The sequence below is a fragment of the Paenibacillus sp. MCAF9 genome (assembly GCF_052114265.1).
In the GTDB taxonomy this organism is placed as follows: Bacteria; Bacillota; Bacilli; order Paenibacillales; family Paenibacillaceae; genus Pristimantibacillus.
The window spans coordinates 144,883-159,420 of record NZ_JBFREL010000012.1 but is presented as its reverse complement, the minus strand read 5'-3'; the positions used below and the strand labels follow the sequence as shown (position 1 = coordinate 159,420).

Annotated in this window: 13 protein-coding genes; 5 read left to right on the top strand and 8 right to left on the bottom strand. The window is 44.0% G+C overall.

What is annotated here, in order from left to right; translation table 11 throughout:
• Positions 1-379: 379 nt before the first annotated feature.
• A complete protein-coding gene (locus tag AB4Z45_RS19640; RefSeq protein WP_441910998.1) occupies positions 380-1,453 on the bottom strand; it encodes an HD-GYP domain-containing protein in 1,074 nt (357 codons plus the stop codon).
• 105 nt (positions 1,454-1,558) lie between these two features.
• The gene (gene gyrA / locus AB4Z45_RS19635; protein ID WP_441910996.1) at positions 1,559-4,042 is read right to left on the bottom strand and encodes a DNA gyrase subunit A; all 2,484 of its coding nucleotides are present in this window, start codon (positions 4,040-4,042) and stop codon (positions 1,559-1,561) included.
• A gap of 288 nt (positions 4,043-4,330) precedes the next feature.
• Between gyrA and AB4Z45_RS19630 the strand changes: the two genes are divergently transcribed.
• Positions 4,331-5,104: a YheC/YheD family protein gene (locus AB4Z45_RS19630; RefSeq protein WP_256710812.1), complete on the top strand. Its 774-nt coding sequence runs from the start codon at positions 4,331-4,333 to the stop codon at positions 5,102-5,104.
• 32 nt (positions 5,105-5,136) lie between these two features.
• On the opposite strand, the gene gyrB is transcribed toward AB4Z45_RS19630, so the two are convergent.
• The 6 genes from gyrB to dnaA form a co-directional block, all read right to left on the bottom strand.
• Complete coding sequence (gene gyrB, locus AB4Z45_RS19625) at positions 5,137-7,047, bottom strand: DNA topoisomerase (ATP-hydrolyzing) subunit B (protein WP_076266599.1); 1,911 nt, start codon at positions 7,045-7,047, stop codon at positions 5,137-5,139.
• Between the two features lie 46 nt (positions 7,048-7,093).
• A complete protein-coding gene (remB, locus tag AB4Z45_RS19620; RefSeq protein WP_054025778.1) occupies positions 7,094-7,345 on the bottom strand; it encodes an extracellular matrix regulator RemB in 252 nt (83 codons plus the stop codon).
• A gap of 30 nt (positions 7,346-7,375) precedes the next feature.
• The gene (gene recF, locus AB4Z45_RS19615) at positions 7,376-8,485 is read right to left on the bottom strand and encodes a DNA replication/repair protein RecF (RefSeq protein ID WP_441910994.1); all 1,110 of its coding nucleotides are present in this window, start codon (positions 8,483-8,485) and stop codon (positions 7,376-7,378) included.
• Between the two features lie 27 nt (positions 8,486-8,512).
• Positions 8,513-8,728, bottom strand: coding sequence for a S4 domain-containing protein YaaA (yaaA, locus tag AB4Z45_RS19610; protein WP_339205835.1), 216 nt, complete (start codon positions 8,726-8,728; stop codon positions 8,513-8,515).
• A 37-nt stretch (positions 8,729-8,765) separates the two neighbouring features.
• The gene (dnaN, locus tag AB4Z45_RS19605; protein ID WP_076266596.1) at positions 8,766-9,908 is read right to left on the bottom strand and encodes a DNA polymerase III subunit beta; all 1,143 of its coding nucleotides are present in this window, start codon (positions 9,906-9,908) and stop codon (positions 8,766-8,768) included.
• 321 nt (positions 9,909-10,229) lie between these two features.
• Positions 10,230-11,585 carry a chromosomal replication initiator protein DnaA gene (gene dnaA / locus AB4Z45_RS19600; protein WP_076266595.1) on the bottom strand — a complete coding sequence of 452 codons (1,356 nt, stop codon included), beginning with the start codon at positions 11,583-11,585 and terminating at the stop codon, positions 10,230-10,232.
• Positions 11,586-12,225: 640 nt separating this feature from the next.
• On the opposite strand from dnaA, the gene rpmH reads away from it, so the two are divergent.
• The 4 genes from rpmH (at position 12,226) to jag (ending at position 14,504) form a co-directional block, all read left to right on the top strand.
• Positions 12,226-12,360 carry a 50S ribosomal protein L34 gene (gene rpmH / locus AB4Z45_RS19595; RefSeq protein WP_054025773.1) on the top strand — a complete coding sequence of 45 codons (135 nt, stop codon included), beginning with the start codon at positions 12,226-12,228 and terminating at the stop codon, positions 12,358-12,360.
• 127 nt (positions 12,361-12,487) lie between these two features.
• Complete coding sequence (rnpA, locus tag AB4Z45_RS19590; RefSeq protein WP_441910992.1) at positions 12,488-12,859, top strand: ribonuclease P protein component; 372 nt, start codon at positions 12,488-12,490, stop codon at positions 12,857-12,859.
• A 272-nt stretch (positions 12,860-13,131) separates the two neighbouring features.
• The gene (locus tag AB4Z45_RS19585) at positions 13,132-13,884 is read left to right on the top strand and encodes a YidC/Oxa1 family membrane protein insertase (RefSeq protein WP_339209793.1); all 753 of its coding nucleotides are present in this window, start codon (positions 13,132-13,134) and stop codon (positions 13,882-13,884) included.
• On the top strand, positions 13,881-14,504 hold the full coding sequence (gene jag / locus AB4Z45_RS19580) for an RNA-binding cell elongation regulator Jag/EloR (protein WP_076266593.1): 624 nt from the start codon (positions 13,881-13,883) through the stop codon (positions 14,502-14,504). The genes AB4Z45_RS19585 and jag overlap by 4 nt, the downstream gene beginning before the upstream one ends.
• Positions 14,505-14,538: the final 34 nt, after the last annotated feature.

Below are 14,538 nucleotides of genomic sequence, written 5' to 3'. Positions count from 1 at the left end.
TTATCGCTTTTTTCGCTTATCCCGAAGGATTTGCGAGGCAGTTATTACTCGTTGTTCAGTTTTCAAAGAGCAATCTTTTCTCTCTTGTCGACCGTGTATCTCGTTGGCGACCTAGATAATATATCATAGGCGTATATAGCATTGCAAGTGTTTTTTTCATTATTTGCGAAAAACTTTTTGCATTAGCATTTCATACCTTCTTTTCACCTTTGCAGCTAGCCATAATGGCTTGTTTCTACAACATATTATATAATTTCCTAACATTCATTAATTATTCTTCTAATACAATAAAAAAAGTAAGTACAGTGTTACGGTGAGAAGACTTCGTTTAGTCTCCTTATCATTACACTGTACTTACTTAAAGTTTTGACGAATTCGCTTATCTGAGCACTTCTTTAATATGAAGATGCCTGTCTACGATTAAGTTTACAATGACACCTTCAATGGATACCCAAGGCCTAGTCGGATAATTACGATCCGAGAATACAATTTCTCCAATTCGTTCATCGCTAAGCTTAACGACCGTTCCATTATGGAACTGAGTAGCCTTCTCTACAAATGTACGGACATAAGTAGGATCCAGCTTCCCGAAGGAATCGCTTTGGATTTGTTCCAATACGAGATACGGAGATGCAGCTTTCCTATATGCCTTGTTCAAAGTCATTGCATGAAATATATCAGCAATCGCTACGATCTTGGCGTACGGGTTTATCTTCGTCGCATCAATGCCGAGCGGATAACCTGTTCCGTCAACCTTCTCATGATGCTGAAGCGCCGCCATCTTTACACCCTCATTAAGAGCAGATACATTCTTGAGCAATTGATACCCAAGAACCGTATGACGCATCATTTCTTCTTTTTCTTCTGTTGATAATGTATTAGGCTTCGTCAAGATTGCTTTGTCAATTCGGACGTTGCCGATATCGTGCAATAAACCGGCAAATGCAATTTGCATCCAATCCTTTTGAGGAAAACCCGTCCACTGTGCAATTTGATAGGAGGTTAATGCAGACGTAATGCTGTTATGAAGCAAATAGTCTTTCTCCAAAAATTGACGCGGTACAAAGGTCAGCAAGTTGTAGCTCTTTATGTGCTCCAGCATTTTCTCTAGCTGCTTGCGTACATCCATGATCGGCATGGCTTGACCCGCTGCAACAGAGTTAAATACTTGGCGTAAAACAATAATCATTTTGTCGTACTCTTCATGAAGGGGAGATGCGACTAATGCTGAACTCGGTTCTTGGCTTGCATCCTCATCGGTATCCTCTTTTGTCTTGCTCAAATCAATATTGGATTCAATCTCGACACTTGTGACGAGAAATGCTTGCAATATTTCTATTTCTTTAGGGGTAACGATCTTTCCCTTTTGAAATAAAACACTGCCAAGTGGGGTGAGGACATCTTCAATGATTTTGTCGCCTAATTTGAGATGTAATAATGTTACTGCTGCCACGAGAGTCCTCTCCCCTTGTGCCTGAATAGTAATTATGTACTCCCATAAATAAAGCAAACCTAGGCTGACCCGTCATGCGACGGAGTCAGCTGCGTCTGCTTTCATTTATTCTTGCGTCGTTTCGCCGCCATCTTGCTCTTCATTTTCATCTATAGCTTCATTCTCTTCACTGCGAGCAACACGTGTAACAGTCGCTACCGTATCATCTTCGCGTGTATTAATCAGCCTTACGCCTTGCGTATTCCGTCCCATCGTAGATATGCCTTCCATGCTGGTACGAATCATCGTGCCAGATGAAGTCATAATCATAAGATCCTCATCATTCTCAACCACTTTGAGTGAGACGATCGGTCCATTCTTATCGGTTACGTTAAGCGTCTTAATCCCTTTACCGCCACGGTTCTGAATACGATAATCGGCCACTGGTGTCCGCTTGCCGTAACCTTTGGAGGTAACGATCAGGATATCATTATCCGGTACGATAACATCCATATCAATAACGGTATCTTCATCATCAAGCTGGATACCTTTCACGCCTGTAGCGGAACGTCCCATCGAACGGACATCCTGCTCAGAGTAACGTATGGACATGCCCTGCGCCGTTCCCATAATAATTTCCTGGTTGCCGTCAGTCAGCTTAACGCCAATTAGATCATCGTCCTCACGAAGTGAGATTGCGATCAATCCGACTTTCCGAATGTTGACGTAGTCATCAAGCGGAGTCTTCTTCACAACCCCTTGCCTTGTAGCAAAGAACAAGTAATGTTCCGAATCAAATTCTTGTACAGGTATGACCGCATTGATTGTCTCACCCTGTTCAATTTGAATGAGGTTGATAATAGGCGTACCGCGTGCAGTACGGTTAAGATCAGGAATCTCATAGGCTTTCAGCTTATACACCTTACCTTTGTTCGTAAAGAACAGCAGGTAGTGATGCGTATTGGATACAAATAGATGCTCAACAAAGTCATCATCCTTAGTACCCATGCCGACAACGCCTTTGCCGCCGCGCTTCTGGCTGCGGTAAGTGCCAACCGGCAAACGCTTGATATAGCCCGTGTGAGTAATGGAGATGATAACATCCTCACGAGGAATAAGATCCTCATCGAGAATTTCCTCATCACTTGCCATTATCTCCGTACGACGCTCATCACCGAAACGTTCCTTCAATTCAGCAAGCTCTGTGCTAATAATATCGAGCACAAGCTGCTCATCAGCTAGAATCGCTTTATATTCAGCAATTTTACGCATAAGTTCTGCATACTCTGCTTCTATTTTATCTCTTTCCAGACCAGTCAGGCGCTGCAAACGCATATCCAAAATCGCTTGCGCCTGCTCATGGCTGAGCGAGAATCTTGTAATTAAGCCTTCACGAGCTTGGTCAGCTGTTTGGGAAGCGCGAATGAGTGCAATGACCTCATCCAAATGGTCAAGCGCTATTCGCAAGCCCTCCAAGATATGTGCGCGAGCTTCAGCCTTTTTGAGATCAAACTCCGTACGACGACGAATGACCTCGATCTGATGCTGTAAATAATGATAAAGCATATCGCGTATGTTAAGCGTCTTAGGCTCACCATTTACGAGTGCCAGCATGTTAATCCCAAAGTTGGATTGCAGCTGTGTATGCTTGTACAAATTATTAAGTACGATGCTCGGGTTAACATCGCGACGAAGCTCAATGACTACGCGCATGCCGTTACGATCCGATTCATCTCGCAAATCTGTAATACCTTCAATTTTCTTCTCGCGAACGAGCTCGGCAATTTTCTCAACTAAACGAGCTTTAATGACTTGATAAGGCAGCTCATGCACAATAATGCGCGCTTTGCCGTTATTCTCTTCAATCGTCGCCCTTGCTCGCATTGTTACCGAACCACGGCCTGTCAAATAAGCTTGACGAATCCCCATACGGCCCATTACAAAACCGGCTGTTGGAAAATCAGGACCTTTTATGTGTTCGATGAGTTCGAGTGGCGTAATGTCAGGATTAACAATAAGCGCCTGTACTCCGTCGATAACCTCATTCAAGTTATGAGGTGGAATATTCGTAGCCATACCAACCGCTATCCCAGTAACCCCGTTTACGAGAAGGTTTGGATAACGTGCTGGCAATACAATTGGTTCCGACTCTTCACCGTCATAGTTAGGAACGAAATCAATCGTTTCCTTGTTGATATCGCGCAGCAACTCCATTGCCATCTTCGAAAGACGAGCTTCCGTATAACGCATGGCAGCTGCAGAGTCGCCATCAACTGAACCAAAGTTACCATGTCCATCTACGAGCATATAACGCATGGAGAAATCTTGTGCCATCCGTACCATTGACTCATAAACTGCGGAATCACCATGCGGGTGATACTTACCGATTACTTCTCCTACAATTCTCGCTGACTTCTTATGGGGCTTGTCCGGTGACATGCCCAGCTCAGACATCGCATACAATATGCGTCGATGCACTGGTTTAAGTCCATCCCTAACATCGGGAAGAGCGCGACTTACGATGATACTCATTGCGTAATCCATAAAGGAATCCCGCATCTCCGTACCAATATCTCGATCTCTTACAGACATACGTTGTTCTTCCGCCATGATTTACCTCCCTGACGCCATCTATAGCTACTCTTAAATCAACATAACTCTTATATTACTTTCTCAAAAAGCGAGCATATAAACCTTTTGCGCTCATGCTTTTGGAATTCCTGCGAAACTTTCGTCTTTACTTGCTAAAAATAGGTGAATTACCGCTCTCCATACATGAAAACCTGCCATAAAATAAACAGACCCAACTTTCATTATACCACTCAATCGAAAGTCTGTCTCCTGCATCATTTCAAATCGATGACCTGTAAAAGCAGCATTTTGAAAGGAGAAAAATCGTTGAGCATACAACGCGTTACGAGCAAATGGGCCAAAACAAAAGTCATGTTGAAATCTGACTATTTGCGCTCATATATGCCCCCAACAAAACTATTCGGACGCGGCAGCCTACAGTCAATGCTTAGTGAATATGGTATGGTCTACGTCAAGCCGATAAACGGTACGTTTGGCAATGGCGTCATCCGCGTGGAGAGAACTACTGTACCTGCTCTCGGTTATCGCTATCAGCTAGGGACAAAAATCTTGTTTTTCTCAACACTCGACCAGTTATACCATAAGCTAGCTGGGCAAACGAAGAAGCGAAGCTATCTTGTTCAAAAAGGTATCCATTTGCTAAAACATCAAAAGCGGCGCTTCGATATTCGCGTTATGGTTCAGAAAAACCCTCATAACGAATGGGAGGCCACTGGCATTATCGGAAGACTCGCCCATCCTGCGAAAATAGTAACCAATTATCACAGCGGCGGGACTCCGATGGCACTTGAGCGGCTCATGGGCGATCATGCTAATGCTTCAGAGCTTGCTGCCTTCAAAAACAAATTAAGAAAAGTCAGCATTACGATTGCCAACCAGTTACAAGGTGCCTACCCCAATATAAAAGAGCTAGGCGTGGACATCGCTATTGATGCAAAACTGCATCCATGGATTTTGGAAGTCAATACATTACCCGATCCATTTATCTTTCGAAAGCTGCCTGATCAAAATGTTTTTCATAAAGTATATCGTTATGCAGTCGCCTATGGCCGATTTAAAAAAAGAAGCAGTCGTCCATAATGGGCGGCTGCTTCTTTACGAAATCCTTTATTTTAAACATCTAGATTCGTTACGTATCTAGCGTATTTTTGAATAAATTCGCGGCGTGGTTCAACGTTATCGCCCATAAGCGTGTCAAACACGATATCCGCTTCAATTGCATCCTCAATCGTTACCTGGAGCATCGTGCGGCTTTCAGGATCCATTGTTGTTTCCCAAAGCTGAGTAGCGTTCATCTCTCCAAGACCTTTATAGCGCTGAACGTTTACTTTTACGCCTTCTCCAAATTCAGCCAAAATCTTCTCGCGTTCCTTCTCGGTTTGCGCGTAGCGAATAACCTTATTACGCTCGATCTTGAATAGAGGAGGCTGTGCAATATAAATATAGCCAGCGTCTATAATTTCACGCATATAGCGATAGAAGAACGTTAAGATGAGCGTACGAATATGAGCGCCATCGACATCCGCATCCGTCATAATGATGATTTTGTGATAACGTGCTTTAGTTAAATCAAAATCATCGCTTATACCGGTGCCCATCGCTGTAATCATTGCCCGAATCTCAGCATTGCCAAGAATACGATCGAGACGCGCTTTTTCTACGTTCAAAATCTTACCGCGAAGCGGCAAAATGGCTTGGAAATGACGATCGCGGCCCTGCTTGGCAGATCCACCGGCAGAGTCACCTTCTACGATGTACAGTTCGCTGATCGATGCATCCTTGGATGAGCAGTCAGCAAGCTTACCAGGTAGAGAGCCAACTTCCAGAGCGCTCTTACGGCGAGTCAGCTCACGCGCTTTGCGCGCTGCTTCACGAGCACGAGCAGCAGATAGGCCTTTTTCTACGATTTTACGCGAAACAGAAGGATTCTCTTCTAGAAATTCCTGCAGCTTCTCGGCAAAAAATGATTCTACAATTCCGCGGACTTCGCTGTTGCCAAGCTTAGTCTTTGTTTGTCCCTCAAATTGCGGCTCCGGGATTTTGACAGAAATAATAGCCGTCAAGCCCTCACGCACATCATCGCCGGAGAAATTCGAATCATTATCCCTGATGAGATTTGATTTGCGGGCATAATCGTTAATAATACGTGTAAGTGCGCTCTTAAAGCCCGACTCATGCGTACCGCCCTCATGTGTATTAATATTATTTGCGAAAGAGTATATATTCTCGGTGTAGCTGTCATTATACTGTAGAGCGACTTCTACTTGGATATGATCCTTCGAGCCTTCCACATAAATTGGCAGCTCATGCAAAGGTTCGCGATTGCGGTTCAAGTATTTTACAAACTCGATAATACCGCCCTCATATTTAAACGTATTGGATACGCCAGTACGCTCGTCACTAAGCACAATTTCAATGCCTTTATTCAAAAACGCAAGCTCGCGAATACGCGATTGCAGCGTCTCATAGTCGTATACGGTCGTTTCCGTAAAAATTTCTGTATCAGGCTTAAACGTTACTTGAGTACCTGTTTCCGTTGTCTCGCCGACAATTTTAATATCATACTGCGGAGCACCCTTGCGGTACTCTTGCTGATAGATATTGCCTTCGCGTTTTACTTGAACAATGACAAGCTCGGACAGTGCGTTTACGACAGATACGCCGACCCCGTGCAAGCCGCCGGATACTTTATAGCCCTCTCCGCCGAACTTGCCTCCCGCATGCAAAACAGTCATAACGACTTCTAGCGTCGATTTTTTCAGTTTCGCATTCTCTCCTACAGGGATACCGCGTCCATTATCGATAACCGTTACGCTGTTATTCTCATGCACGATAATTTCGATTTTTGAGCAATAACCGGCCAAAGCCTCGTCAATACTGTTATCAACAACTTCCCATACGAGATGGTGAAGACCTTTGCCACTAGTGGAGCCAATATACATCCCCGGACGTTTGCGTACCGCCTCTAAACCTTCCAAGACCTGTATCTGACTCTCGTCATACGTATGCTGTTCCAAAGACATGCAACTTCACTGCTCCTCTCAACTGCTGTTCCTGATCGCCTTCGCTCTAGCCGTTAGCCACAAACTGATGGGCTCTTTTCTTAAGCGTAGAGGATGAAATAGGCGAATAATATATTTTTTGCTTCGTTACAACGATCGATTTTGGCTCTTCCTCGCCTATCGTTTCAACGTCCTTACGCTTGCGTGCTCCCGCAACGAATTGCTTGGATAGTTTAGAGGATTGCTCGATAGAAATATCAAAGATGGCCACGAGCTCCGCAGCCCGAATTATTTTCTCGCCGCCCAAATGGATGTACATGTCCTCTTCCCCACCTCTCCTATTCGCAATTTAACGTGTCACTCGGCCGTCATGCACATGATAGATGCCGGCATCCTGAAGCCTGCTCACATTCACGCTTTCAAGGCCGGTCGTTGTAATAAAGGTTTGTACTTTGCTCTGAAATGTCTCAATAAGCTGCGTCTGACGGTTCTGATCAAGCTCTGACAGCACATCGTCAAGCAGCAAAATCGGATACTCACCGATTTCCTCGTTAATGAGTTCTATTTCTGCCAATTTTAAAGACAGGGCCGTTGTTCGCTGCTGCCCCTGTGAGCCGTAGACTTGCGCTTCTTTGCCGTTGATAAAAAACGCCAAATCATCGCGATGCGGACCCACGAGCGTAACGCCTCTGCGAATCTCCTGATCTTTCACCTGTGTTAACTTTATCATAAATTGATCAAATAAAACAGATTCATCTTGCTGGGCATCTGTATCAAAAGAAGGACGGTAGTCAATGGTGAGCTGCTCAGTCCCGTTCGTTATGCCTGCATGTATTCGTTCTGCAAACGTTTGTAATTTATGTATAAAGTGTTTCCTTTTTTTCATGATTTTAACACCATGCTCTGCGAGCTGCTGATTCCACACCTCAAGCATCGTTTGATTTGCCCCTCCAGGATAGGAGGCTTTCAAAAAATTGTTGCGCTGCTGCAGCACTTTTCCATATTGCTGGAGTGTATACAAATAGCCGGGCTGTACTTGTCCGATTTCCATATCGAGAAACCGTCTTCGCACTCCCGGCGTTCCTTTTACAATTTCAAGATCCTCTGGCGCAAACATGACGACATTTACCGAACCGATGAAATCACTGAGCTTACGCTGCTCAAGTCCGTTTATTTTCGCTTTTTTTCCTTGCGCTGAGAAAAGGAGATCCAGCTTAATCGCTCCGTACTTCTTATCAACCTCGCCAGTAATGCGAGCGGAGCTTTCTTGCCAGCCAATAAGCTCCTTATCCTTAGAGGTGCGATGAGACTTCGTTAACGCAAGTACGAATATCGCCTCTAGCAAATTGGTTTTGCCTTGAGCATTTTGCCCAAGAAATATATTGACCTTATTCGGCGTCTGTAAGTCAATCTCGCTGTAGTTCCGATAATTTTGCAGCTTTATGCTCGTTAAAAACACGTTTTGACCTCCCGGTCCGTTGGTGCGTTACTCTCTACCTACCGTAAAGACGCCGCAGCCTTCAACTTCTACTTTATCGCCAGCATACAATTTTCTTCCTCTGCGGTTGTCCGCTTCTCCGTTAATAACGACAGTGTTTTCTTGAAGGAAAAACTTCGCATGACCGCCGGTTTGAATGCAATCAGAAAGCTTCAAAAATTGGCCCAGCGTTATATATTCCGTCTTGATGGCAATTTCTTTCATGAAAATAGGTCAGCCCTTTCTTGCTTATATTTGAGATTTAGCCCGTTGTTCTATAAGGCAAGATGACATACATGCTATAAGCATGATCCATAGGACGAATAATAATAGGGCTCATTGCGCCTGTAAAGCCAATAAACAATTGCTCGCTATCAATGACTTTAAGGACGTCTAGCATATATTTAGAGTTAAATGCGATTCGAAGAGGCTCGCCGTTAAATTCTTTTGCTTCAAGCTGCTCCGTTACTCGTCCAAGCTCAGTCGAGCTGGATGAAATTTCAATCGTTCCATCCTCAAGCGTCATAAGGCGAACGATATTCGTTTTTTCCTCACGAGACATGAGGTAGGCACGATCAATCGCGTCCATCACATTTTTTGTATCAAGTACAAGTTCTGTTTTGAACGTTTGCGGAATAATTTTAGAAGTATCGGGATAAGTTCCGTCAAGGATACGTGTATAAAATAATACATTTCCGAGTTTAAACAACACTTGGTTGTCTGTTACAACGATATCGACAAGAGCATTTTGCTCTGGAACGAGCTTGGATAGCTCAATTAGTGTTTTGGCTGAAATGACGACATTGCTGAATTTGAGCTGCGCTTCTGTTTCAACTTGTGCCGTACGGCTTGCTAGACGGTGGCGGTCCGTTGCTACAAATTTTAATTCCCCTTCAAGCAAGTTCCAAAGTACACCTGTCAAAATAGGCGTTTGTTCACTTGCTGAGGCTGCAAGCACAGTTTGACGAATCATTGCTTTTAATAGATCGCCAGGCATTTGCAATATATCGTTTTGTTCGATGGAAGGAAGTACTGGAAATTCTTCCGGATCAAGTCCGACCATTTGTATTTCAGTAGAGCCCGAACGAATCATCGTCTGGTAAGTATTGCTCACATCGATAACGACTTGCTCGGATGGGAGTTTTTTTACAATCTCCACGAAAAACTTTGCGGGCAAAACGACGCTTCCCGGTTTATCCACATGTGCAATAACGAATTGATCTCTTTCCACAGGGATGAAGCTTTGAATAGAGATATCGGTATCGCTTGCTGTAAGTGTTACCCCAAGATGAGTAACCTCAATTTTGATACCGCCGAGAATAGGTATAGCAGGACGTGAGGAAGCAGCCTTTGCTACTTGCTGGATCGCATCGTTTAATTCATTTTTTGAGATTGTTAATTTCATGATTTCACTCCTAGCGTTCTTATAAATTCATCCAAGTATGAGCTCTCACAAACAATTTTTTTGAAAATGGCGTAATTTGGTTATGTGTTGATGATTTCGCGTTTATTTTTAAACGTTATACAAACCTTATACTTCACCGCGAAGCGAGCTTTTGCCTGTAAAGGCTGGCATCAGCCGTTTTCCCGTATTTGATGATGTTTTTTTAAAGATTTTTAGTAGTCGTAGTAGTAGGGGCACTGAATATGTGGATAACCCCATGGAAGACCGATAAAGCAAGCCTATCCACATGTGCATAGCTTGTGCATAGGCTTGCTTAGTTGTTCACATATGATTTTTGATCTTTTCGGTCAGGTTTTGAATGATTTTGTACAGGTCCTGATCTATTTTAAGCTGCTGTGTAATTTTCTCATGTGCGTGGATGACGGTTGTATGGTCACGCCCGCCGAAAGCCTCGCCAATCTTCGGAAGCGAGAAATCGGTGAGCTCCCTGGATAGATACATTGCGATTTGCCTAGGATAGGCTACCGCCTTCGTTCGTTTCCGCGCTTTGAATTCCTCTAGCCGCAGCCCGTAGAACTCCCCAACCTTCGTCTGAATATCATGCATCGTAATCATTCTAGGTCTGCTGGAAGGAATGATATCCTTAAGCGCTTCTGCCGCCAAATGCGACGTAATGTCTGCATTTATCAAGGATGAATAGGCGACTACCCGAATAAGGGCACCCTCCAGTTCACGAATATTTGTATCGATTTGATTAGCGATATAGATCATCGCTTCGTTAGGAATATCTAGATTCTCAGCGCGTGCTTTCTTGCGCAGTATTGCAATCCGCGTCTCCAGATCCGGCGGCTGAATGTCGGTAATAAGTCCCCATTCAAAGCGAGAACGAAGCCTTTCTTCCAGCGTAGGAATTTCCTTTGGAGGCCGGTCACTTGAAATGACAATTTGTTTCCGCTCCTCATGCAGCGCATTAAAGGTGTGGAAAAACTCTTCCTGCGTCTGTTCTTTTCCGGCTAGAAATTGAATATCGTCAATAAGTAGAACGTCGATATTGCGATACTTCGTACGGAAGCTTTCACCACGATTGTCACGGATAGCGTTGATGAATTCGTTGGTGAATTTCTCAGACGAGATGTAAAGAACTTTCGTATTCGGGTTGTGATCCATGATGTAGTGTCCAATGGCATGCATTAAGTGGGTTTTTCCTAGCCCGACTCCACCGTATAAAAACAATGGATTGTAAGCTTTGGCCGGCGCTTCCGCTACGGCTAGCGATGCTGCATGCGCAAAACGGTTGTTAGCACCGATAACGAATGTATCAAACGTATACTTCGGGTTAAGCATATGAGTAGGTGTCGCTTCCTCATTCATGACAGGGGAATGCACCGCTTTCGGCGGGAACATATATGCGGGCTCCGCACCCTTCGGTTCCTCAATAGAGAAGCGAACATCAACTTGTCTGCCCAAAAACTCAAACAGTGTCGTTCTTATTAGCTTCGTATAACGGCCCTCCAGCCATTCGGCCGCAAATGTTGTCGGCGCTGTTACTTCAAGCATGGAATCATCAACAAAATTAGCTTTCGTTGCTTTGAACCAAGTGTCAAAGCTCGGTTTGCTCAATTTCGTCTGTATGATCGACAACACTTGCTGCCATAAATCATAGGTATGGCTGTCCACAGACTGTCACTCCTTATCCAAATCGCCACAAGTGGCGCAGTTGCAAGAAAAAATGTCGAAAACAAGGGTATTATAACGAAAGCATCCACATTATGAAGAGAAATAAGTGAATGAGTTATAAATAGGGGATGAGTTTGTTCACAATGTTATCCACAGGCTGTTGATAAAACTGAGGCAATATTGATCTAATCCACAGTGAAAACATAATTATCATAGCAAAAGATGCCTTATATTTCAACGAAATCGCATATTTTATCCACATTCTCAACTGCTTGTGCATAAAAGTTATCTACACCACTACATATTGTTTATATCTTGTTAAGATTTCGACAAAGTTCGTTTAACCCGCCTGTGGATTGTGCACATGTTATTAGTTTTTGAAAAACGAAGTCAATTCATGCGTTTATCCACAGCTGACTTGAAATTATTTTTATCAACAAGAGGGTGCTGGAGCTGATCATTGACTTTTGGGGCTGGGCATGGTTTAATAAAAAAAGCGTTTTTTTAAATATAAGACGTTATAGGTGCATGCTTATAATGCTGCTTATATACACCGCGAAACGATGCTGCTCCGTCAAACCATGACGGCGAGAGCCGTTTACGCTTGATTGGAAACACGCAGTATAGGAGGTGCAGAACGATGAGACCTACATTTAGACCTAATGTAAGCAAACGCGCGAAAGTGCATGGATTCCGCAAACGGATGAGCACGAAGAACGGACGTAAAGTTTTGGCAGCGCGTCGTCAAAGAGGAAGAAAAGTACTGAGCGCATAAGCAGAAGACCACGTCCGGTGGTCTTTTTTTTTTGCTTGTGAGGATGAGGAGTGAGTGAGCAGCAGCTTAGGCTGCTCGCTTGCTGACTATACTTAGAAGATGAACAAGAGAACGGTGGCCAACAGTCGTGCATAGAAAATTGCGTCTTCGCAATCGTGAAGACTTCAGCCGGATTTATCGAGGCGGCAAATCGTTTGCGAATGGGCAATTCGTCGTCTATTGGTCGAAACAACCATCGGCGGAACCATTTCGCCTTGGTGTATCGGCAAGCAAAAAAATAGGCAATGCGGTAGTACGTAATCGCATGCGCAGAATGATTAAGGAAATTGTTCGTCACCAAGCCAATCGAATCGTTCCCAGAACCGACTTCATACTAATAGTAAGAAAGCCTGCTACATTGATGAAGATGAAGGATATGGAGAAGAGCGTTCTTCATGTATTGAAGAAGGCCGGTTTGCTGAAAAGCACGAGTAATCCAAAGGAGAAGCAGGCAGATTAACGATATTTTGCCGGCTTGCTTCGCATGCCTAAAAAACGTGATACAGCATGCGCCAAGAAAGCGGATGCATGGATAGTCTCGTTGTTTCTTTGTCCCATAAATTATGGTATAGTCTAGATTGAAAATATAAGATTGTATTAGTCATACAATGCCTGTATTTTTCCACGAAACATATGCTGCGCCGCAAGAGTACGGCTATTGCCGCTGACGCTTGATGTAATGGCTTTCAGAGAGGAGTTTTAAAGTTGTTGTTTTGGACGAAAAACAAGAAAATGATTTTAGTGTTCGGTCTTGTTCTGCTTATGGGTGTGCTTGCAGGATGCGGCGCTCCATCAACAGAGACAACCGAGACTGCTGATCTATTGAAGGGGAACTTCTGGGAGAAGAACGTCGTTTATTACTTTGCCTTAACGCTTGATACGTTCGCAGGCTGGTTTGGCGAATCCTACGGACTTGCGATATTGCTCCTGACGATCATTGTAAGAACATTGATTTTGCCGTTAACGCTAAAACAATACCGCAGCTCCAAAGCTATGCAGGCGTTGCAGCCGCAAATGGCTGAAATTAAGAAAAAATACAAAGACAATCCGCAAAAACAGCAAGAAGAGACAATGAAGCTTTTCCAAACGCATCAAGTAAATCCGATGGCGGGCTGCTTGCCTCTAATTGTTCAAATGCCGATTTTTATCGCTTTGTACAATTCAATCTACAAAAACCCTGATATTCGTGAGCATACATTCTTGTGGCTTCAGCTTGGAGAGAAAGATCCGTATTACATTCTTCCTATTCTTGCTGCCGCTACAACGTTCATTCAGTCAAAGATGATGCAGAAGCAGCAAACACAAACAATGCCAGGTATGGGCATGATGCTGGCGATCTTCCCTGTGCTCATTTTTGTAATGGCACTTTCTTTCCCAGCGGCTCTTCCTTTGTACTGGGTTTACAGCAACATTTACACAATCATTCAAAACTACTTCCTATACGTTCGTTCATCTGACAAAGGTAAGGAGGCCCCTGCGAAATGAAGAAAATCATTGCATCGGGGAAAACGGTAGAAGATGCTGTACGTAACGGATTATTACAATTGCAAGTAACTGAAGACCGCGTTAAACAAGTTGTGCTTGAGCAGCCAACCAAAGGTTTCTTTGGACTGTTCGGCGCAAAGGAAGCGAAAGTTGAGCTTGAGCTTATTCCCGATCCCATGCTTGAAGCGGAGAATTTCCTCCGTGAAGTGGCTGGCACGATGGGATTGCAAGTAAACATCGATCGAAAGCAAACAAGAGACGGTATACATATTGCTGTAACAGGCAGTGGAGATCTTGGCATGCTGATTGGACGTCGCGGACAAACGTTGGATGCATTACAGTACTTGGTTAATATTGTGGCTAATCGTTATTCAGACAGTCATTTGCGTATCGTACTTGATGCAGAAGATTTTCGGGAGCGCCGCCGCAAAACGTTAGCGGATTTATCCGATCGTTTGGCGGGACGAGTTATCCGCACCAGGAAAGAAGTTGTCTTGGAGCCGATGTCGCCGCATGAGCGCAAAGTTATTCATTCGCAGTTGCAGAACCACCCTAAGGTGAAAACGTTTAGTAAAGGCGATGAGCCGAACCGGCGAGTCGTTATTGCATTAAGACAATAAGCTGTACAATATAAATGTATACGAATCAATACGC